The 19,799-nt window shown below is 57.4% G+C and carries 17 protein-coding genes; 10 read left to right on the top strand and 7 right to left on the bottom strand.

Features of this window, described 5'->3' with window-relative positions; translation table 11 throughout:
- Positions 1–11: 11 nt before the first annotated feature.
- Both DW133_RS01720 and DW133_RS01715 read left to right on the top strand, forming a co-directional pair.
- The gene (locus DW133_RS01720) at positions 12–575 is read left to right on the top strand and encodes an HMA2 domain-containing protein (RefSeq protein WP_147408837.1); all 564 of its coding nucleotides are present in this window, start codon (positions 12–14) and stop codon (positions 573–575) included.
- 14 nt (positions 576–589) lie between these two features.
- The gene (locus tag DW133_RS01715; RefSeq protein WP_118274589.1) at positions 590–964 is read left to right on the top strand and encodes a hypothetical protein; all 375 of its coding nucleotides are present in this window, start codon (positions 590–592) and stop codon (positions 962–964) included.
- Between the two features lie 92 nt (positions 965–1,056).
- On the opposite strand, the gene DW133_RS01710 is transcribed toward DW133_RS01715, so the two are convergent.
- Together DW133_RS01710 and aspS are read right to left on the bottom strand one after the other, a co-directional pair.
- On the bottom strand, positions 1,057–1,437 hold the full coding sequence (locus DW133_RS01710) for a helix-turn-helix domain-containing protein (RefSeq protein ID WP_118274587.1): 381 nt from the start codon (positions 1,435–1,437) through the stop codon (positions 1,057–1,059).
- 204 nt (positions 1,438–1,641) lie between these two features.
- Positions 1,642–3,444, bottom strand: a complete 1,803-nt coding sequence (aspS, locus tag DW133_RS01705) for an aspartate--tRNA ligase (RefSeq protein ID WP_118274585.1) — start codon at positions 3,442–3,444, stop codon at positions 1,642–1,644.
- Between the two features lie 293 nt (positions 3,445–3,737).
- Between aspS and DW133_RS01700 the strand changes: the two genes are divergently transcribed.
- Positions 3,738–5,123: a phosphomannomutase/phosphoglucomutase gene (locus tag DW133_RS01700; RefSeq protein WP_118274583.1), complete on the top strand. Its 1,386-nt coding sequence runs from the start codon at positions 3,738–3,740 to the stop codon at positions 5,121–5,123.
- A 78-nt stretch (positions 5,124–5,201) separates the two neighbouring features.
- Here DW133_RS01700 and larC read toward each other — a convergent pair whose 3' ends face one another.
- The 4 genes from larC to aroD all read right to left on the bottom strand — a co-directional run bounded on the left by larC (position 5,202) and on the right by aroD (position 8,968).
- Positions 5,202–5,963, bottom strand: coding sequence for a nickel insertion protein (gene larC, locus DW133_RS01695; protein WP_118274581.1), 762 nt, complete (start codon positions 5,961–5,963; stop codon positions 5,202–5,204).
- 2 nt (positions 5,964–5,965) lie between these two features.
- A complete protein-coding gene (gene larB / locus DW133_RS01690) occupies positions 5,966–6,646 on the bottom strand; it encodes a nickel pincer cofactor biosynthesis protein LarB (protein ID WP_118274579.1) in 681 nt (226 codons plus the stop codon).
- Between the two features lie 109 nt (positions 6,647–6,755).
- Complete coding sequence (gene larA / locus DW133_RS01685; RefSeq protein WP_118274683.1) at positions 6,756–8,027, bottom strand: nickel-dependent lactate racemase; 1,272 nt, start codon at positions 8,025–8,027, stop codon at positions 6,756–6,758.
- A gap of 146 nt (positions 8,028–8,173) precedes the next feature.
- Entirely contained in the window at positions 8,174–8,968 is a 795-nt protein-coding gene (aroD, locus tag DW133_RS01680) for a type I 3-dehydroquinate dehydratase (protein WP_118274577.1), read from the bottom strand.
- 134 nt (positions 8,969–9,102) lie between these two features.
- On the opposite strand from aroD, the gene DW133_RS01675 reads away from it, so the two are divergent.
- Together DW133_RS01675 and DW133_RS01670 are read left to right on the top strand one after the other, a co-directional pair.
- Positions 9,103–10,779, top strand: a complete 1,677-nt coding sequence (locus DW133_RS01675; protein ID WP_118274575.1) for a carbon starvation protein A — start codon at positions 9,103–9,105, stop codon at positions 10,777–10,779.
- A 162-nt stretch (positions 10,780–10,941) separates the two neighbouring features.
- Complete coding sequence (locus DW133_RS01670; protein ID WP_118274573.1) at positions 10,942–11,154, top strand: molybdopterin-binding protein; 213 nt, start codon at positions 10,942–10,944, stop codon at positions 11,152–11,154.
- A gap of 122 nt (positions 11,155–11,276) precedes the next feature.
- Here the strand turns inward: DW133_RS01670 and DW133_RS01665 are convergent, their stop codons facing one another.
- Positions 11,277–12,602 carry a tryptophan--tRNA ligase gene (locus DW133_RS01665; RefSeq protein WP_118274571.1) on the bottom strand — a complete coding sequence of 442 codons (1,326 nt, stop codon included), beginning with the start codon at positions 12,600–12,602 and terminating at the stop codon, positions 11,277–11,279.
- Between the two features lie 575 nt (positions 12,603–13,177).
- Between DW133_RS01665 and DW133_RS01660 the strand changes: the two genes are divergently transcribed.
- The 5 genes from DW133_RS01660 (at position 13,178) to fdhD (ending at position 19,797) form a co-directional block, all read left to right on the top strand.
- Entirely contained in the window at positions 13,178–16,291 is a 3,114-nt protein-coding gene (locus DW133_RS01660; protein ID WP_118274569.1) for a molybdopterin-dependent oxidoreductase, read from the top strand.
- 22 nt (positions 16,292–16,313) lie between these two features.
- Entirely contained in the window at positions 16,314–17,201 is an 888-nt protein-coding gene (locus DW133_RS01655; protein ID WP_118274567.1) for a 4Fe-4S dicluster domain-containing protein, read from the top strand.
- 21 nt (positions 17,202–17,222) lie between these two features.
- Positions 17,223–17,951 (top strand): cytochrome b/b6 domain-containing protein, encoded by a 729-nt coding sequence (locus DW133_RS01650; RefSeq protein ID WP_118274565.1) that lies wholly within the window; start codon positions 17,223–17,225, stop codon positions 17,949–17,951.
- A gap of 115 nt (positions 17,952–18,066) precedes the next feature.
- Positions 18,067–18,948 (top strand): formate dehydrogenase accessory protein FdhE, encoded by an 882-nt coding sequence (gene fdhE / locus DW133_RS01645; RefSeq protein ID WP_118274563.1) that lies wholly within the window; start codon positions 18,067–18,069, stop codon positions 18,946–18,948.
- 18 nt (positions 18,949–18,966) lie between these two features.
- Positions 18,967–19,797 (top strand): formate dehydrogenase accessory sulfurtransferase FdhD, encoded by an 831-nt coding sequence (fdhD, locus tag DW133_RS01640; RefSeq protein WP_118274560.1) that lies wholly within the window; start codon positions 18,967–18,969, stop codon positions 19,795–19,797.
- Positions 19,798–19,799 lie beyond the last annotated feature (2 nt).

The raw sequence follows: 19,799 nt of genomic DNA, 5'->3' as shown, positions 1-19,799 counted from the left end.
AGGCAAAGACAATGCAATTGGAAACGTATGTCAGAAGTTTCGCAAATGGCCGCATGCGCGTCCGTCACCCGGCTTTAGTCGGACTCGACGGTGAGGAGCGTCAGGCGATCGAGGCGATGGTTATGGCCGTCGACGGTGTAACATCGGTGAGCTTTAATCCGTCCGTGGGCAGCGCATTGCTGCTTTGGGATCCGCTGCGGCTTGACGTGGAAACCATGAAGGACCATCTGCAAGGGTGGCTCGAAATGGTCGAAGCGGGTGATGACTCCGCTCTCGAGGAAGGCACGCACGCGCCTCAGTCCGAAGGTTGTTCTTTAACGACTTGTGCGAAGGAGGCGCTGGAGCCCGCCAAAAAAATTGGTCAGACGGCGTTGGACAGCGTTGCCAAGGTGATCGTGCCGGACGTGAAAAACACCAAGCGCGCCCGACGCATGGCGCAAAACCGCATCATGCTGGGACTGGGCTCCGCGTCCGTGGCGTCTTTGGCTTTCAATAAGACAGGGCACGGTTATTTGGGCTGGGGTTTTGCCGCCTTCGTCTTGTTGCACTTGTGGCAGCATCGCCGTGTTCTCTGAACAAAAGGAAGGTCATGTCGCGTTCTTGGGTAGAGAAATTTGCCGTTTTTGCCATGGCGCTTGGGCTTGTGGCGCTGGCTGCCGTTTCTGTGGCGGCGCTTCTGATTGCCGCGGGTGTCTTTATCTGCTTGGCCGCGATCCTCTACATCATCAATCCGGCTGGTGTGCGTGCCGCGCTGAAGGTTCTCGCTGACAAGCCGGACGAATGGCTCAAGCGTGCGCACGATTGGCTCGAAAGTTTCAAGGAAATCCTCGCGACTTTTCAGGCGGCTGCTCAGGCTGCGGCGTCTGCTCCGCAGGCTGAGTCGGATAAGTCCGGAGATGAAATGCCGCAGCAAGCTGCACCGCAGGAGAAAGCACCGACGCCATCGAAACCCAAGCAGGACTGATCCAATCAATTTGAACAAAAAATAAAACCGCCGGACAACGGAAGATGACTTTCCCATTTTTCGGCGGTTTTGCTTTGGTGGTCGGCTGCGGTTCAGCGCAACGTGTCGCGGATTTTCTTTTTGATGTTCTCTTTGAGATTCGGTGCCAATCTCTCAAGTGCATCAAGCGTCATGAAAACGGACGTTTTGCCGCGCAGCGATAACTCGCGGAAGCGGTTCAAAAGCTCGCTTTCTTCCTGCACCGGACGATAGCGATCACCGGTGATGATGAACATGACGTCAAAGCCGATGGAGTAGAGACGCTGCATGCTGAAGATTCCGGGATCATCTTCTCCGGATTCGTACTGAAGGTACACCTCCAGCTGGACCCCGAGAAGCTGGGCAATCTGCAACTCGGTGTAGTTGAGTCTGCGGCGCTCCTGGGCGAGTCGCTCCCCGATGGCTCGTCGTTGTTTTGTCGTTGTGAGGGCCATTGTTCTCGAAAGGCGTTGATTTTGTTGGAATAAAAATCAACGGCTAAGGATTAGTTCGAACAAAAGTATAACGGCTGCCGCAGCGTACGAACGCGTGATTTTGTTTCCGTTTGCACATAAAAACAGCCCGGCAAAGGAAAGCTCTGTCGGGCTGTCTGAGGTGCATGCGTCACCGAAGCGATTCATGCACCCGCGCGCAGGAAATTAATCCTTCTTGGGTTCGTTGCGCAGACGAATGTGCAGTTCGCGCAACTGCTTTTCGTCGACCGGGCTCGGAGCACCGGTGAGCAGGCACTGAGCGCGCTGCGTCTTCGGGAAGGCGATCACGTCGCGAATGGAGGGGGCACCCGCCATCATCGTGACGATACGGTCCAAACCGAAGGCGATGCCGCCGTGAGGAGGCGCACCGTACTGCAGAGCGTCAAGCAGGAAGCCGAACTTGAGCTTGGCTTCTTCCGGACCAATCTTCAGAGCACTGAAGACCTTGCTCTGGACATCGGCGCGGTGGATACGGACGGAACCGCCGCCGATTTCCCAACCGTTCAAGACCATGTCGTAGGCCTTGGCGAAGCAATTTTCGGGATCGGTTTCGAGCAGATCCACGCATTCGTCCTTGGGCGAGGTGAACGGATGGTGGCAGGCCACCCAGCGGTCTTCGTCTTCGGAGTATTCGAACATCGGGAAGTCAACAACCCACAGCGGACGCCAGCCTTCTTCAAAGAGACCGTTCTTCTTGCCGAATTCGCTGTGACCGATCTTCAGACGCAGAGCGCCGAGGCTATCGTAAACGATCTTGGCCTTGTCGGCGCCGAAGAAGATCACATCGCCGGACTGAGCGCCGGTGACTTCAACGATCTTGGCGACCACTTCGTCGGAGAGGTTCTTCACCACGGGGCCCTGCATGCCTTCGCGGCCTGCCGTGACATCGTTGATCTTGATGTAGGCCAAACCTTTGGCGCCGTAGATCTTGACGTACTCGGTGTAGCCATCGATTTCGGAGCGCGGCATGGCGCTGGCGCCCGGAACGCGCAGAGCGACAACCTTGCCGTTGTGGATGGACTTCACGGAGGTGAAGACCTTGAATTCGCTGTTGGCGACAATGTCGGTGACTTCGACGAGCTTGAGCTTGACGCGCAGGTCGGGCTTGTCGGAGCCGTAGTCGGCCATGGCCTGCTTGTAGGGCATCACGAGGAAGCGTTCGCCTTCTTTAGCGAGATCAACGTCGAGAACCTGCTTGAAGACGCGGCGGATCAGGTTTTCCATGATCTCGCGGATTTCTTCTTCCTTGAGGAACGACGTTTCGATATCAACCTGGGTGAATTCGGGCTGACGGTCGGCGCGGAGGTCTTCGTCGCGGAAGCACTTGACGATCTGGTAGTAGCGGTCGAAGCCGGCAATCATCAGAAGTTGCTTGAAGAGCTGCGGCGACTGCGGCAGAGCGAAGAAGTGGCCGTCCATCGTGCGGGAAGGCACGAGGTAGTCGCGGGCGCCTTCGGGCGTGGACTTTGTGAGGAACGGCGTTTCGATGTCGATGAAGCCGTTTTCGTCAAGGAAGTGACGGAAGGCCTGAGCCACTTTGAAGCGCAGCTTGAGGTTGCGCTGCATCTGCTGACGACGCAGATCGAGCACGCGATAGGTAAGGCGAGCCGATTCGCTCACGGTGTCGTCGTCGAGCTGGAAGGGCGGCGGCAACGACGGATTGAGGATTTCGAGCTGCTGGCAAAGCACTTCGACGCCGCCCGAGATGAGGTGTTCGTTCTTGGTGCCTTCGGGGCGAGCACGCACAACGCCGACCACGGCGAGGCAGAACTCGTTGCGCACCTTGTCGGCCGTAGCGAACACTTCGGGACGGTCCGGATCGCAAACCACCTGCACGAGGCCTTCACGGTCGCGCAAGTCAATGAAAATCACGCCGCCGTGGTCGCGACGACGATGAGCCCACCCATAGAGGGTGACGGTCTGGCCGATGAGTTTTTCATCGACCAAGCCACTGTATGTGGTACGCATAATTGCTCCGGTTTCCTGTTTTTCTTTGTTTCGGCCCGAGTCGGGCCGTGCCGCACAACAAAAAGCACGGTCTTCTGATTACACAATGAGGCAATATTTTAATGCCTCTATGCTTTCTTTGCGCGGCCTTGAGCCTGTCGCTGTTGCCGAATATGAACGACGAACGGAAGCAATCTTGCACAAAGCGCAACGCCGAGAAACAAGTTTGCGCCCATCCATAGGCAGAACTGCCTACAATGCAAGGAACTCCGAACCGGCGAGTGAGCCGTTACATCCACATAAAGAGAATTTCTATGCAGCTTGATCGTTCTATCTTCAAGGCCTACGACATCCGCGGCATCGTCGGAAAAACGCTGACCGAAGACGTTGTGCGCGGCGTCGGCGAAGTGCTCGGCACCTGGGCCGCTCGCAAGGGCATCCAAACCATGTGCGTGGGCCGCGACGGTCGCCTTTCCGGACCGTCCCTGTCGACAGCTCTCATGCAGGGTATCGTGTCTGCGGGCGTCAACGTCAAGGACATCGGCATGCAGCCCACGCCGGTGCTCTATTTCGCTACGCACCATTTCGGCTGCGGCTCCGGCGTTGCTGTGACCGGTTCGCACAATCCGTCGGAATACAACGGACTGAAAATGATGTTGGGCGGCCTGACGTTGTTCGGACATGAAATTGCCGCGATTGCCGACGCCATAGAAGCCGGCGACGTGATCAAGGCCGAAGTGCCGGGCACGATCGAAACGGTCGACGTGACGCCCGCCTATCTTGAAAAAATTTGCGGCAACGTGAAGCTTGCTCGCCGCATGAAGGTTGCAGTTGACTGCGGTAACGGCGTGGCAGGCCCGCTTGCCGCACGCCTCTTTGAGGGACTCGGTGCGGACATCGAGCCGCTTTATTTCGAAATCGACGGCAACTTCCCGCATCACCATCCCGATCCGAGTAAGCCCGCCAACCTCAACGATCTGATTCGCGCAGTGCAGGCCGGCGACGCGGAGCTTGGTCTTGCCTTTGACGGCGATGCCGACCGTCTGGGCGTCGTGACCCGCTCGGGCAATATCATCTATCCTGATCGTCAGATGATGCTTTTTGCCGAAGACATCCTCAAGCACCATCCTGGCGCTCAGATCATTTACGACGTCAAGTGCACGCGCGCTCTGGTGCCCTGGATTCGAGAACGAGGCGGCGTTCCTACGATCAGCGCAACGGGTCATTCGCTTGTGAAAGCTCGATTGCGCGAAACGGGAGCTCCGTTTGCGGGTGAAATGAGCGGTCATTTGTTCTTTAACGACGGCCGTTGGCCAGGTTTTGACGATGGACTCTATGCCGCTGCACGTCTGCTTGAAATCGTCAGCCGCAGCGACAATCCTTCGGCCGTACTCGATGCGCTGCCCACGGCCGTCAACACGCCCGAACTGCATATCGAATTTTCCAAGGAAGGCGAAAACAAGGCGTTTATTGAAAAGCTGCGTCAGGCAGCAAAGTTTGACGACGCCGAAGACGTGATTCTGATCGATGGTCTGCGTGTGGAATTCAAGGATGGCTTTGCTCTGGCCCGTTCGTCCAACACCACTCCTGTGGCGGTGATTCGCGTGGAAGGCGACACGCCTGAAGCGCTTGAGCGTATCAAGGAGCGTTTCGCCGCGTTCATCCTCTCAGTGGATCCGACGGTGAAGCTGCCGTTCTGATGACGGTTAACTGACAACGCAAAAACGGCGCAAAGACCCAAAGTCAATGCGCCGTCTTTGTCGTTGCCGGAAAGCGCGTTAAAGCGGCTGCCCGAGAGCAAACACCAAACCGTTGGCTCCTTCAAACGTTTTTCCGGGAGCAAAGGCGGTGACCTGTCGCTTGACGTACATTTCGGGCCAGGGACCGAATTGCGCGCCGAGTCCCTTGAGAATAGCCACTCCGGTGGGGGTCACCGTTTCGCCCGTACCGTTGTAGGGACGTACGGCTACACCTTCGAGCTGAGCTAAAGTAGCAGGTGCCGGATTGGGGACTGCACCGTGCGCGCAACGCACCGTACCGTCGGCTAGCGGCAAGGGAGAGGCTACAAAAGCCGCCGGATTGATCGACGTGAACATTTCGGCAATCAGGCCCACCGCCAGAATATTGGTCATTCGGCCCACTTCGTGAAAGTGCACCGATTCAAGCGGACTGTTGTGTACGCGGGCTTCGGCTGTGGCCACGTTGTGCCAAATGCGGCGGGCGACTTCGAAAGCGGCTTCCGACAGGTTCGAGGTCGAGGCGTAGTAATGAAGAATGTCGCCAGGAGTGCGATGCACATGCCCTTCGGCAGGAGCCTCGAAACGCGCCGTCACGCCGCTGATGCCGTTGACGGAGACGGGCGCGACTTCAAGTGAGGCCTGCGTCTTGGGAAAGTGCAATTTCAAAAGCTCGTCGGCGCTTGAAAAAAGACCTATGCCGCCAACGGTAAAAAGACCGGCAAGAAGGCTGGCTGCGTTCAGACCGGCGTGTACGCGTACCGTCAGAACGGGGCGGCTCAGTACAGTAGTGCTAAGAGGCATTGTCAGTTTTTTGGAGGATAAATGGCGTTAAGAATGCGAGCGGCCGCGCAGGCTGCGCCGTAGCCGTTGTCGATGTTCATGACGGCAAGGCCGGGAGCGCAGGACGAAAGCATACTGCTTAAGGCCGCGTGACCTCCCTCGGCAACGCCGTACCCCACGGAGGTGGGAACCGCAATGAGCGGACGGCTCGTCAAACCGCCCAGGACGCTGGCAAGTGCCGCGTCGAGCCCCGCAGCCACCACAACTACGTCGGCCTTGTTGATCTCGTCGATTACGCTTTGGATGCGCCACAAGCCGGCTACGCCGCAGTCTTCGAATCGCTCGCACGTCCAGCCCAGATAGGTTAGGGTGCGCGAGACTTCGCGCGCGACGGCGCCGTCGGCAGTGCCCGCCGAAACGATCGCAGCACGGCCCTCGGGGCGTTGCGGCATCCGTGCGTTCCACGCTGTGCGGCTGAGCGCGTCGTAGTCGTAGGCGCGGGTGATTTCCTCTTCAAAAGAATAGAAAACGTCTTGCGATAGGCGCGTAAAGAGAATCGGAGTGTTCTTTTCTTGGGCAAACCGCTGCAACAGCGTGTGCAGCGCGCGGCGGGGCTTGCCTTCGCAAAAGACTGCCTCGGGCAGGCCGATGCGCTTGGGTCGATCGGTGTCGAATCGAATGCAGGGCGTACTCTTTTCTGTCATGACACAAAGGCGGAGAAATTTCTTTTCCGAAAGAATAGCCCGTGCGGACTTTGGAGAAGTCTCGGCACGGGCCGAAAAAGAGGATCAGGCAATAAACTGCGAGGCCGTGTTACTCGACGCGCGGCACCGTGAGGCTGCCTTCGGGCATCAGAATGATCGAAGGCTTGTCACCTACATATTGCTTGGCGATTTCAAGCGCCTCCTCGACGGTGTCGACGGCGCCCGTAAAGAGCATGTCCTTGGCAAGCTGACGATCGAGACGCGTCACGAGGATGTAGCGGGCGTGCGAGATCGGGCGCGTGATGGCAAAAGCCTTGTTGGCGCCGATGCGGAAGTTGGCTTCGAGTTCGGCCTTGATGGCTTCCGGAGTCTTCAGACGGCGGAAGGTCTCTTCGAGCACCTTGGAACCCGAGCCTTCCTCGCAGTCGGCCAAAAGAACCACTACGCCGCCTTCGCGAACGGCGCACATGGCGTTGTCCATCGTCTTTTGCATCTGGTAGACGTTGATGTCCTTCGGGAAGCCGCCGCAGGAGGCGATTACGAGGTCGGCGAGCTTCGGGATCACGCACCCGTAGACTTCATCGACGAATTTGCAGGCTTCCTTGTGAGCGGCGATGTAGTCGCCCGCGAACATGCGCAAGAATTCGTGCTTGGCATTGAGAATGGCGTTGAAGAGGAACAGCGAACGACCCTTGGCAAAGAGCGCGACGCCTTCCATCTGGTCTTCATAGCAAGGATTGCCGACGGTGCGGCCGAGTCCGGCATTCTTGTCGAGCATGAAGCTGTGATTGACGCGCACCGTTTCCATGGCGGCGCAACCCGGCAAAATGGCCTTGCGGCCGCCGCCGTAGCCCGAGAAGTAGTGGTGCACGATGGTGCCCGTCAGAATGACGTGATCGACGTGGCACAGATGCTTGTTGATCCACACGGGAGTGCCGCGGCTCGTCGTGCCGAAGTATTCGAAGTCTTCGTCCTTGGTGGCGGTGCTGTTGTACATCTTCAGGCGCGAGGAAACTTCTTCGCCTACGGCTTCGACCATTTCCTCATGCGTCATGTCGCGGTGCGTGCCCAGAGAGAAGACGATGTGCATGTCTTCGTCCTTGACGCCGAGCTTGTTGAATTCATTGACGAGCACCGGCATGAAGTCGTAGCTGTTTGCCACGCGCGTCGGATCGTTGCAGATGAAGGCCACCGTATCGCCCGGCTTGATGATCTTGTCGATAGGTTCACATCCGATCGGGTTGTAGATAGCATCAAGCACGCCTTGCTTGATGTCACTCATCGGCGTGAATTCTTCGGTGCGGACTTCCTTGATGACAAGGCTTTCGTCAATGGAAAACTCTTTGCGGCCGCGGCCGTAGGCAAAATCGTAGGTCTTCATTTTCAGGATCAGTAAAACGAAATAAATTTCAGCGCCGGTGCTTTCCAAGCATGCGCTAACAAATCAAAAGATTATAGGAATGAACGACAAAGGGACGCCGTAACTTTTGGGCGCCTCTTTGCTCAAATCAAAAGCAGAACGCAAACTTACTCGGCGTTGTCTTCCGCAAACAGATCAAGGAGCTTGCGGGTGGTTTCCACGTCAAGCTGGCCCGGAGCCGACGACTTCACAACGCTTGCGAAGGTGGCGCAGGAGCCGAAGGCGGCGGCACCCACGCGCGTGACGGCCCCGGTCTTACCCATGCACATGGCAATAAGCGGCTGCGGGGCGTTGAACTCGGCGCGAATGACAGAAACTTCTTCGATAAAGCGGGCGATGTCGATGCCTTTGTCGGGCATGGCAACGATCTTGAGCACATCGGCTCCTGTGTAGGACATCTGTTCGAGCTTGCCGAAATAACCCAATTCTTCATCGTATTCACCCGGCACAAAGCTGTGCCAGCTCACGACCGAGGCAATGCCGGCCTTGCGCGCCGCTTCAACCAAAAACTCAGCGCGACCGCGATCGAATTCGATGTCAACAGCATCAAACAGTTTTGAATCAATAGCAGCCAACACCTTCTTTCGCCAGGTTGTACTCGACATCGGTTCGGTGCGCACGCCGCCCTCGGATTGACTGCGGAATGTGTAGATGACGGGTTTGGTGACGACGGCTTTCATGGCGGCGACAGCTTCCTGCCACGAGGTGCCATCAGCAAAGTAGTCGGCGCGCCACTCGATGATGTCTGCGCCGGAGGCTTCGATCGCCTTGGCCTGCTCAATCATTTCTTCGGCCGTCGCGGCGCAGACGCTTGAGATGATCTTGACGGGAGCGCGACCCAGAACAACGTTGCCGATGGATACTTCTTGAACGGCATCGAAGGAAGGAGAGCGAAAAGCCATGGGAAAAACCTCAGAAGAATATGAACGATGCGACAAAGTGTAATTCTTTGTTCGGCGTAAGATAAGCGCTTGGCGCCGGAACTTTCAGAAAAAAGGTGTCAAAGAAAATAACAACAGAGTTTAGGGAGTAAATCATGACCGGACTCGGAATCATGATGATTGCCATCGTGGCGTTGGCCGTAGGTTATTTCGGATACGCGCGCTGGCTTGAAAAGACGTGGGGCATTGATCCGAACCGCCCGACGCCGGCCGTTGAGAAAAACGACGGCAAAGACTTTTCGCCGGCTTCACGCTGGACGGTGTTTGCTCACCAATTCACGTCAATTACGGGTGCCGGTCCCGTGACCGGTCCCATCATTGCGGCGATGTTCGGCTGGGCGCCCGCGCTGCTGTGGATGATTGTCGGCGGTATCTTCTTCGGGGCCGTCCAGGACTTCACGGCGCTTTACGCGTCCGTCAAAAACGGCGGCAAGTCCGTCGGCATGATCATTGAATCCTACGTGGGCCGCACGGGCCGTCAGCTCTTCTTGCTTTTCTGCTGGCTCTTCACGCTTTTGGTGATCGCTGCTTTCTGTGACATGGTGGCCAATACCTTCAACGGTTTTGCCAAAGACGGCTCGCAGATCATGCCCAATGCGGCTGCTGCCTCGATTTCGTTGCTCTATATGTTCGTGGCTGTCGGCTTCGGGCTGTATCTCAAGTACTGTAAGCCGAGCTCCGGCGTGCAGCTTGGCGTGGGCATCGTACTCATGGTCGTCATGGTGACGGCGGGCATCTATTTCCCGGTCTACGCCGACGCCGTGACGTGGCGCTACGTGGTGTTTGCCTACCTCTTTGCCGCTTCCGTCATGCCGATGTGGCTTTTGAAGCAACCGCGTGACTATCTGTCGATGTTTCTTCTGATCGGCATGATTATTGCGGCCGTAATCGGCGTATGCATTCAGAATCCGACGCTCAACATGCCTGCTTTTGCCGGATTCACCGTCAAAGGGCTTGATCTTTTCCCGATTCTTTTCGTGACAATTGCCTGCGGCGCCGTTTCGGGCTTTCACTCGCTGGTGAGTTCCGGTACCAGCTCCAAGATGATTTCGAGTGAAAAAGACATGCGTCTGGTCGGCTACGGCTCTATGTGTGTAGAGGTGGTGCTGGGTGTCGTTTCGCTTATCGTGGTCTGCGCTGCGGCTTCGAACGGCGTTTTGCCGTCGGGTACGCCTTTTCAGACTTTCTCGGGGTCTGTGGCGGCTTTTCTGACCGAAATCTTCGGCGTGCCGCATCAGATCGCGGCCTGCATCCTCACAATGTGCGTCTCGGCTTTGGCGCTCACCTCGGTGGACGCTGTGGCTCGCATCGGCCGTATGTCACTGCAGGAACTTTTCATGCCTGAACCCGGCAAGGAAAAGACGGCCGTACAGAAGCTTTTTACGAACACGGTATTTTCGACGTGCCTCACACTTTTGGCCGGTTACGCGCTTTGCATCGCCGGTTACATGAGTGTTTGGCCGCTCTTCGGTTCTGCCAACCAGCTGCTCTCGGCTTTGGTGCTCACGGGTTTGGCGGTGTTCCTGAAGTCCACCGGGCGCAAGGGCTGGATGCTCTACGCTCCCATGACCATCATGTTTGCCGTGACGATGACCGCACTTGTTCAGGCAGTGATTCGCATCATCGGTGCCTGGATGGACGGCACGTTTGTTTGGATGATTCATGGTTTGCAGTTCGTCGTGGCCGCAGCGCTTATTGTGCTGGCGCTTTTGGTGGTGTACCACTGCGTGCTCAAACTGAGGGATGCGGCGCCTATCGTCAAACGCAATTGAGCATTGCGATACAAACTCCGTCTGACGGCGTATTGCATTCGTTATTCATTTAAGGTATAACGCTTCTGCATGATGCAATCCTGACGGTCAGGACGGAGAAAAGAAACATGCGATATAACTTCGCTGGAAATTTTCAACTTGATTTTTTTAAGGAGTTACATCATGAAAATTTCCGCTCGCAACTGCCTCAAGGGCACCATCATCGCCATCAAGGAAGGTCCTGTGACCACCGAAGTGACGATTGAAACCGAAGCCAAGGAAAAGATCGTTTCCTCGATCACCACGGCTTCTGCTCAGAGCCTGGGCCTTAAAGTCGGCGGCGAAGCTTACGCCGTGATCAAGGCTTCGTCCGTGATGGTTGCCGTCGCTGAATGAGGTAAGTAAAAGGGCACTCCGACGGAGTGCCCTGCAGACTGCGGGAAACAAGTTTTTCCCTGGGTCGTGATCCTGCCGGGGCTTGCAGCAGCAAGGGGCAGGATCTTTTTTGCCTGAATGTCTTACTTCTTGGCTGCCTTGGCCTTTTTCTTTTCCTCATCGGCCGCTCGCATGGCAGACAGAACGGCATTGACCTGTTCGATCGTCACGCCGGCAGACAACACAACGTTGTTGGTGTCGGCGAGTCCCTGAGCCTTGAGTTTGCCCACGGCCATGCCGGCGTCGCGACCGCTCTCAAAGCCGACGGAGGTCAGAAGCGTTTCGGCGCCTTCAGTGATCTTGAAGTAAAAGAGACCGTCGGTTTCGCGGTATTGTTTGACCACGCCGAGCGGTTTGGCGGTGGTTTTCACTTCGGCCTTGGCTTCTTCGTTGCGCAACATCGTGAAGCTGCGAAGCCCCACGGCGTGGCGAAGCTCTTCGATAAAGGGCGAGGCAATCTTGCGAGCCTTGGCAGCGCCCGCCAGCAAAATGGCTTCGAGTTCGGCCGGGTGCGAAACGTAGTATTCGTACTTTTCGCGCATCGGACCGATTTCGCCGTTGATCTTGTCGATGAGCTTTTTCTTGGCTTCGCCCCAGCCCAGACCGTCGCGCAGTTCCTGACAGAAAGCGTCGTACTCTTCGCGCGTGGCAAAGGCTTCGTAGATGCGCGTGAGCGACGTGCTTTGCGGATCCTTTGGTTCGCCGGGCAGCTTGCTGTCGGTGACGATGCGGCCGATCGCTTCGCGCAGCGCCTTTTCGCCGCCATCAAAGAGCGGAATGACGTTGTTGTAGCTCTTACTCATCTTGCGGCCGTCGAGGCCCGGGAGAATTTCGACGTTTTCATCGATCTGCTCGAAGGGCAGCACGAAGAATTCCTTGCCTCGGCCGTACATGTTGTTAAAGCGCGTGGCCATATCGCGGGCCATTTCCAGGTGTTGAATCTGATCGCGTCCCACTGGGACGCGGTCGGCGTTGAACATCAGAATGTCGGCGGCCATCAGAACCGGGTAGCAGAAAAGACCCATGGACACGCCGGCGTCGGGGTCTTCGCCCGCGTCCTGATTGGCTTCCAGGAAAGCCTTGTAGGCGTGCGCACGGTTCATGAGCCCCTTGGAGCACACGCAGTTCAACATCCAATTGAGCAGCGGAATTTCGGGGATGTCGCTTTGACGGTAGAACGTCACGCGTTCGGGGTCGAGGCCGCAGGCAAGCCAGCTTGCCGCAATCTGCATGCGGCTCTTTTCAATGCGGTCGGGATCGTGACATTTGATGAGCGCATGCAAGTCGGCCATGAAAAAGAAGCTTTCCACGTCGTCGCGTTTGGAAGCCTGCACGCAGGGGCGTATGGCACCGCAGTAGTTTCCGAGGTGAAGCGTGCCCGTGGTGTTGATGCCGGTTAAGACTCGCATGAGAGTTTTCAATCCTATTGAAAGTAATGCGGACACGGGGAAGTCCGGCCGCGAAAGAAACAACAGGTGCGAAGTTTACCGCGCGGCAGGAATTCAAGCTTGGCCTGCCGGTCAAATAGGCCGCTTTTGCAAACGCATTCGAAGTAGTTCTGCAGGCTTACGCAACGTTGCGATCCTATCCGTTGAGAGGGAAAACGTGACGCAAAGAACTACTACCAACGGTGGGCGAGTTCCGAGAAGAACTGTTCGGTGAAATAGCGCTGAGGCTTGATGAATGCGGCATAGCGCGGGAGTCGACAGAGGTAGAGCAGGGTAGAAAACAATCGTTATTTACTTTAAGTAATAACGAAAAATGCATCAGTTGGCTCGCCTTTCGGAGAATTGACGCTATGGGCGGAGTTCGAGAAACTCACGGGCAACCCGTGCAATTTGCAGAAAGACAATCAGCTCGGGTCATAAATTTTCGGCCATCTGCTGCATGAGACTGATTCAGCACGTGCGCCCAGCGTTGCGCATTGACGAGAGCAACGATTCGGGGCAGTTCGCAGACAGCAGACCGAGACTAGGAGAACCCAATGGAACTATCCCGCAGAAGTTTTTTCAAGCGATCTCTTCTGGCTGCTGGAAGCGGCAGCGCTGTCGCCTTTGCTTCCGGCTCAGCACGAGCCGAAGCCGACTGTCTGAAAAAGCCTTACAAGCTTGAAAGCGTCAAGGAAGTCACGAACATCTGCTGCTACTGCTCCGGCGGCTGCGGCACGATTTGCTCGTCGCGCAACGGCGAACTCATCAATCTCGAAGGCGATCCGGATCATCCGGTCAACCTCGGCGGTCTGTGCCCGAAGGGCGCCGCCATGTGGGGCCTTCGCAATATCGTCAATCCCGATCGTACGGTGTCTGCTCATCCCGACCGCGTGATCTATCCTATGGTGCGCCGTCCTGGCTCGACGAAGTGGGAACGCATTTCGTGGGATCAGGCTGCTAAGGAAATCGCTCGTCATGTTAAAAAGACCCGTGATGCGAGCTTCGTGGAAACCGAAGACGGCGTGACGGTCAACCGCTGCGACGGCATCGCAAGTCTGGGTGCTGCCCAGCTCAACAACGAGGAAGGTTGGCTCGTTCAGAAGTTCGCCCGTTCGCTCGGCATCGTTGCGATTGACAACCAGACGCGCGTGTGTCACTCCTCGACCGTTGCGGGCCTCGCTCCGAGTTTCGGCCGCGGTTCCATGACGAGCCACTGGTGCGATTTCGCCAACTCCGACGTCATTCTGACGATCGGCTCCAACAATGTCGAAAACCACCCGCTGAGTTCGCGTTGGGTGGAACGCGCACAGGACCGCGGTGCCACCTGGATCGTGGTCGATCCGCGTTATTCTCGTTCGGCGGCCCAGGCCGACATCTATGGTCGGTTGCGTCCGGGCACCGACATTGCGTTTTTCGGCGGGATGATCAACTACATCCTGCAAAACGAGCTCTATCACAAGGACTATATCCTCAGCTACACGAACGCTGCCTGCCTGCTTCGCGACGACTACAAGTTCGATCCCGATACGGGTCTCTTCTCGGGCTGGGATCCGGTGAAGCAAAAGTACGACAACGAATCCTGGGGTTACGACTCTGACAAGAAGCAGCTGTGGAACACGGCCGAAGGCACGGCCTTTGCTTGGGTCAATAAGCCGGGTACGCCGAAATTCAAGACGCCGGCTCTCAAGGTGCTCAAGCGCGATGAAACGCTGCAGGATCCACGCTGCGTTTTGAACGTCATGAAGGCTCACTACGCCCGCTATACGCCCGAAATGGTCGAACGCATCACTGGCATGGACCATGACGTGCTTCTTAAGATCTGGCAGACCTATGCCGCAACGGGCCGTCCTGACAAGGCCGGTTCGATCCTTTACGCGCTCGGCCAGACGCAGCACACCTACGGCTCTCAGAACTGCCGCATCATGTGTGTCGTGCAGCTTTTGTTGGGCAACGTCGGCATCGCCGGCGGCGGCATCAACGCGCTGCGCGGCGAACCCAACGTGCAGGGCTCGACCGACGTGGGTGCTTCCGTGCATCAGGCTCCGGGTTACCTCTCCTGGCCTACGGGCAAGAGCCACCCGACGCTTGCCGACTACCTGTCGGTGGAAACGTATGCCGCCGGTTACTACAGCAACAAGCCCAAGTTCTGGGTCTCGGCCTTAAAGGAATGGTTCGGCGACAATGCAACGGTCGAAAACGACTATTGCTACGACCTGCTGCCCAAGATCAGCCCGCGCTATGACTATGCGCACTACTCGACCATCATGACGTTCAATCAGATGCGCGACGAGAGAATCAAGGGCTACTTCTGCTGGGGCATGAATCCGGCGCACTCCACGCCCAACGCCAAGCACGCCCGCAATTCCATGGCCAAGCTCGACTGGCTTGTGGTGACCGACTGGTTCTTTACGGAAACGGCTGATTTCTGGCGCGCTCCCGACATGAAGCCCGAAGAAGTGAAGACCGAGTGCTATTTCCTGCCCGCTGCGCTGATCTATGAAAAGACGGGTTCGATCAACAACTCCGGCCGCTGGATCCAGTGGCGAGAGAAATCCGTCGAGCCGCCCGGAGAGGCCAAGCCTGACTTCGATCAGCTGTTGCTGCTGTGGCGCGAAATCCGTGCGCTGTATGAAAAGGAAGGCGGAGCCTGTCCCGATCAGATCCTCAAGACCAACATGGATTACACGATCGACGGCAAGCCAGACATCCGTGCGCTGTGCTGGGCGATGAACGGCTACGACGTCAAGACCCGCAAGCTGATTCCGAGCTACGGTTCGCTTCAGGCTGACGGCAGCACCGCCTGCGGCATCTGGATTTTCTCGGGCTACTACAACAATGAAGCCACCAAGATGGATCCGATGAAGCAGCCAATGACGCGCCGCAGCAAGGACGATCCGACGGGGCTCGGTCTCTTCCCACAGTGGTCGTTTGCGTGGCCCGCCAACCGCCGCATTCTCTACAACCGCGCTTCGGCCGACGAAAACGGCAAACCGTGGAATCCCGATCGCGTGCTCGTCGAATGGAAGGACGGCAAGTGGTTGCAAAACGACGTGGGTGACTTCGTGACAGCCGCTCCGCCCGATCGCAACGCGTTCTTCATGACGTGGGAACAGCAGGCCCGACTCTTTGCCTATCCGATGGGAGACGGTCCGTTGCCTGAACATTTCGAACCGCATGAAACGCCGGTGAAGAATCTTCTCAACGGCGCGGGAGGCAACCCGTGCGCGCTCTTTACCAAAGATCCCTCCGTCAAGCGAGGCAATGCCAAGGATTATCCGTACGTGGTGACGACCTACTCTGTGGTCGAACACTGGCAGAGCGGCACGCAGACGAGAAATATCCCGTGGCTCAATGAACTGATTCCGTGCAACTTCATCGAAATCAGCGAAGAGCTCGCCAAGGAAAAGGGTATCCAGAACGGTCAGATGGTACGCGTATGGAACAACCGCGGCGACGTGAAGGTTGCTGCCATGGTAACCAAGCGCATGAAGCCGATGATGATCGACGGCAAGGTGACGCACGTTGTGGGCATGCCGCACCACTTCTCGTGGGCGACGAAGTTTGCTACCGGTGACAATGTCAACGACCTTACCCCCAACGTCGGCGATCCGAATTCGTGGATTCCGGAATACAAGGCGTTCCTGGTGAATCTGGAACCCGTCGCCTGACCCGTGAGACAAGGAGAAAATAATGGCTAAGAGTAAAGAAGTCGCCATCTTGTTTGACGCTTCGCACTGCACGGGCTGCAAGGGTTGTCAGGTGGCCTGCAAGCAATGGAACGGACTGCCCGCTCCCACGGGACTCAACTCGGTTCCGTTTACCGGCAGCTACCAGTCGCCTGCGGATTTGAACGGCGACACGCGTCTGATCATGACGTTTGCCGAACATGAATCCGGCAACAAGTTTCAGCCCTTGAATTTCGCCATCGGCCGCCGCTCGTGCTTCCACTGCACGGACGCCGCTTGTGTGGAAATCTGCTCGTCGGGCGCGCTCTACAAGACCGACAAGGGCGTGGTGGCGTTTGATACCGACAAGTGCAACGGCTGCACTTATTGCCAGTCGGCTTGTCCCTTTGACGTGCCGCGTTTTCGTCCGACGGACAAGCGCATCGACAAGTGCACGCTGTGTCTGGATCGTCTCGAAGAGGGCGGCATCCCGGCTTGCGTCAAGACCTGCCAGCCCGAGGCGCTTTGCTTCGGACCGCGCGAGGAAATGATCGAAAAGGGTCTCAAGCGTGTCGAATTCCTCAAGAAGAAGGGTTTTGAAAAGGCCGAACTCTACGGTGTCAACGAAATGGGCGGTCTGCACACCCTTACCGTCTGCAAGCACGGGCATGAAGCCTACGGCTTGCCGACCAACCCCGTGAAGAAAGACGTGATCACCATGGGAACGGCAATGCGCACGGTCACGGCCGTGGGTACCGCCGCGGTGGTCGCCGGTCTGGCTGTTTCTCTGGTTGCCGCACGCGGCTATCGTCGAGAAGAAATGACGATCGAAGAAGCCAAGAAGCACTGGACGCCGGAGCAGCGCGAAAAGGCCGATCGCGAAGTGGCGGCTCTCAAGCGCGACTCTCAATAGATCCCACTAGGAGTAAAGAACATGACCCGCTACATTCAGCGTCATTCGCTTTTGACTCGTGTCACGCACGGGGTGGCTGCGATCGCCTGCATCCTGCTTGCGTTCACCGGTTTGTTTGTGTTCGTGCCCTCGCTCGGCGGCGGCATCATGGGCGGCGACTTCACGTACGCCATGCGTATGCTGCACCGTGTGCTCGCCGTACCCTTCATCCTGGTGCCGCTCTTTGCCATTCTCAAGAGCCCCAAGGGTTTCGTGCATCTTTTCAAGGAAGACATCTTCGGCAAGTGGGACAAGGACGACGTGGCCTGGGCCGTGAAGTTCCCGCTGTACCTCTTTGCACCTTCCAAAGTGCATATGCCGCCGCAGCACCACGTGAAGTCAGCGCAGCGTCTGGCTGACGGCGCGCTTGTGATCTTCGGTGTCTTCATGGCTGTCTCCGGCATGATCTTGTGGCTTAACACGGGACTCTTGCCTGACGGCTCCGGCAAGGTTGACTTTGCACCCGAAACGGTTCTCGTTGCCAAACTTGTGCACGACATCTTCTTTTTCCTGACGGTGTTCGTGGGCATCGCACACATTTACCTCGGCGCGGGTATCTTCCAGCCCTATCGCGGCACGATCCGTCTGATGTTCGGCGATGGCAAGGTTTCCGAGTCCGACGCCGCCTATCACTGGGGCTATTGGGCCAATGAAGAGCTTGCGCTCGGCAAGAATGTCACCGAAGAGCCCGACAAAAAAGGCGGAAAGTAAGCGCAAAACCATCGTTTTTGCCGCATAATCCGCCACAAGACTGTGCGTGAGCGTGTCGCAGCGCCCACGCACTTTTTTCTAGAGATGCACTGCGGTCGGCGACGACCGAAACACCATGCTTAGCTTGAAAAAACTCGATCGTTTGTTTGCCAAATACAACATCAATCCCGCCGAAGACCAGTTTTTGGCGATGCTGCACGAAGCCGCGCGCCTGAAAGCCGAGGTGACGGTGCCGGAGGTGGAGTGGACGCCCGAAGAAATGCAAGACGCGCTGCACGGCAAAAAGCCACTCTTTGCAAGCCGCTTCATTCACGTTCCGCGGGAAGAGTTTTTGCGCGTCTTTGCTGCGATTCGTGCGGTGGCAGACGAAAGTATTCCCTCGGGCGATCCGTGCCTCAACATTCCCGAGCCGGAAGCGTTTTTTACACAGGACACGCTTGACGCTCTTGCCAAGTACCCCGACGCATTGTGGGATCGCATTGAAGAGGCCGGCATGGATCTGACGCTTGCCGAACTCTATTTCGTGCCCGTCACGGCTTTTGCCATGCGCGTTTTTCTTGACGATGCCGCGACTGAGGCCAGCCGTGCCTTTGACCGCATGGTGCCCGATACGGTGCACTTCAAGCGCAGCATTACGTGCCCGGTCTGCGGTACGCGTGCTTCTATGGCGGCGGTCGGCGCCACGCAAAACCGCGGCAACGTCAAGCGTCTGTACTGTGCCTGCTGCGGTGCGGACTGGCAGTTTGAACGTATCCGCTGTGCGGTGTGCGGCGATGAAGCGACGTCCGAATTGCAGTACGTGCATCTCGAAGGCGACGACAAGCACCGCCTGCATGTTTGCAGTGCCTGTGACTCGACCGTGGCCACGGTGTTCGGTGCCGAAAGCGAAGACTTTGATCCGGAGTTCGAATCTTGGCGCTGTGCCGAGCTGATGGTTGCCTACGCACAAACGCGCGGGCAGGCTCAGAAAGATGCCTCGAAGGCCGGTAACGCCTAAAAAGCGCGGAGTCGACCCATGAACGACATGCAGCTTCCTGCTGATGGCGAAAAGCTGACCGCACCGACGGGCGCGCAGGCGGTGAGTGTTCTCAGTTTGGACGGCTCGCGCAAGTCGGACTTCGTCATTGACGAAGTGCCTGCGGCGCTCGTCTACAACGGCATTTCGCACACGGTGATGATGGTCACGCCGCAGCACCTCGAAGACTTTGCGCTCGGTTTTTCATTGGCCGAAGGCATTGTGCAGGACGTTTCCGATGTCTACGACATCGAAGTGCAGCCCGGCTGCGGGCGCGGCTACGAAGTTCATCTGACGGTTTCGTCGGAATCATTTTGGAAGCTCAAGGAACATCGCCGTACGATGGCCGGCCGCACCGGCTGCGGCATCTGCGGCACCGAAAGTCTCGAGGGGGTCATGCGCCCGCTCAAGGCGCTTTCCTTTACACAGCGCTTTGATTTAAAGCACTACGGCGCGGGTCTGGCCGGTATCGCTCAGACCGAAGAGCTCCGAAGTCTCACGGGCGGCACGCACGCGGCTGTCTGGTTGCGACACGACGGTACGGTCGCGTTCGGACGCGAAGATGTCGGCCGGCATGTGGCGCTCGATAAGCTTCTCGGCTGCCGAGCGCGTACGAAAGAACTCGACGGCGCGCTTTTTGTGAGTTCCCGCGCCTCCTACGAAATGGTGCAGAAGGCGGCCGCCTGCGGCGTGGAAATTCTCTTTGCTGTGTCGGCGCCCACGGCCTTGGCCGTTGAAGTGGCGCAACGCTGCAATCTCACTTTGGCGGCGTTTTGCCGCGACAAGCGCGCCAACATCTACACGCATCCGCAGCGTCTGATCGGCTTGTGATT

Origin of the sequence: Sutterella sp. AM11-39, from assembly GCF_003472385.1 — a bacterium.
Classification (GTDB): Bacteria; Pseudomonadota; Gammaproteobacteria; order Burkholderiales; family Burkholderiaceae_F; genus Duodenibacillus; species Duodenibacillus intestinigallinarum.
The sequence above is the reverse complement of the archived record's forward strand: the minus strand, read 5'-3'. Positions and strand labels throughout refer to the sequence as shown.

What these genes read in the sequence shown, in the direction of transcription:
- DW133_RS01720 (WP_147408837.1), top strand. Translation starts at nt 12, where the DNA reads ATGCAATTGGAAACGTATGTCAGAAGTTTCGCAAATGGCCGCATGCGC.
- DW133_RS01715 (WP_118274589.1), top strand. Translation starts at nt 590, where the DNA reads ATGTCGCGTTCTTGGGTAGAGAAATTTGCCGTTTTTGCCATGGCGCTT.
- DW133_RS01710 (WP_118274587.1), bottom strand. Translation starts at nt 1,437, where the DNA reads ATGGCCCTCACAACGACAAAACAACGACGAGCCATCGGGGAGCGACTC.
- aspS (WP_118274585.1), bottom strand. Translation starts at nt 3,444, where the DNA reads ATGCGTACCACATACAGTGGCTTGGTCGATGAAAAACTCATCGGCCAG.
- DW133_RS01700 (WP_118274583.1), top strand. Translation starts at nt 3,738, where the DNA reads ATGCAGCTTGATCGTTCTATCTTCAAGGCCTACGACATCCGCGGCATC.
- larC (WP_118274581.1), bottom strand. Translation starts at nt 5,963, where the DNA reads ATGCCTCTTAGCACTACTGTACTGAGCCGCCCCGTTCTGACGGTACGC.
- larB (WP_118274579.1), bottom strand. Translation starts at nt 6,646, where the DNA reads ATGACAGAAAAGAGTACGCCCTGCATTCGATTCGACACCGATCGACCC.
- larA (WP_118274683.1), bottom strand. Translation starts at nt 8,027, where the DNA reads ATGAAGACCTACGATTTTGCCTACGGCCGCGGCCGCAAAGAGTTTTCC.
- aroD (WP_118274577.1), bottom strand. Translation starts at nt 8,968, where the DNA reads ATGGCTTTTCGCTCTCCTTCCTTCGATGCCGTTCAAGAAGTATCCATC.
- DW133_RS01675 (WP_118274575.1), top strand. Translation starts at nt 9,103, where the DNA reads ATGACCGGACTCGGAATCATGATGATTGCCATCGTGGCGTTGGCCGTA.
- DW133_RS01670 (WP_118274573.1), top strand. Translation starts at nt 10,942, where the DNA reads ATGAAAATTTCCGCTCGCAACTGCCTCAAGGGCACCATCATCGCCATC.
- DW133_RS01665 (WP_118274571.1), bottom strand. Translation starts at nt 12,602, where the DNA reads ATGCGAGTCTTAACCGGCATCAACACCACGGGCACGCTTCACCTCGGA.
- DW133_RS01660 (WP_118274569.1), top strand. Translation starts at nt 13,178, where the DNA reads ATGGAACTATCCCGCAGAAGTTTTTTCAAGCGATCTCTTCTGGCTGCT.
- DW133_RS01655 (WP_118274567.1), top strand. Translation starts at nt 16,314, where the DNA reads ATGGCTAAGAGTAAAGAAGTCGCCATCTTGTTTGACGCTTCGCACTGC.
- DW133_RS01650 (WP_118274565.1), top strand. Translation starts at nt 17,223, where the DNA reads ATGACCCGCTACATTCAGCGTCATTCGCTTTTGACTCGTGTCACGCAC.
- fdhE (WP_118274563.1), top strand. Translation starts at nt 18,067, where the DNA reads ATGCTTAGCTTGAAAAAACTCGATCGTTTGTTTGCCAAATACAACATC.
- fdhD (WP_118274560.1), top strand. Translation starts at nt 18,967, where the DNA reads ATGAACGACATGCAGCTTCCTGCTGATGGCGAAAAGCTGACCGCACCG.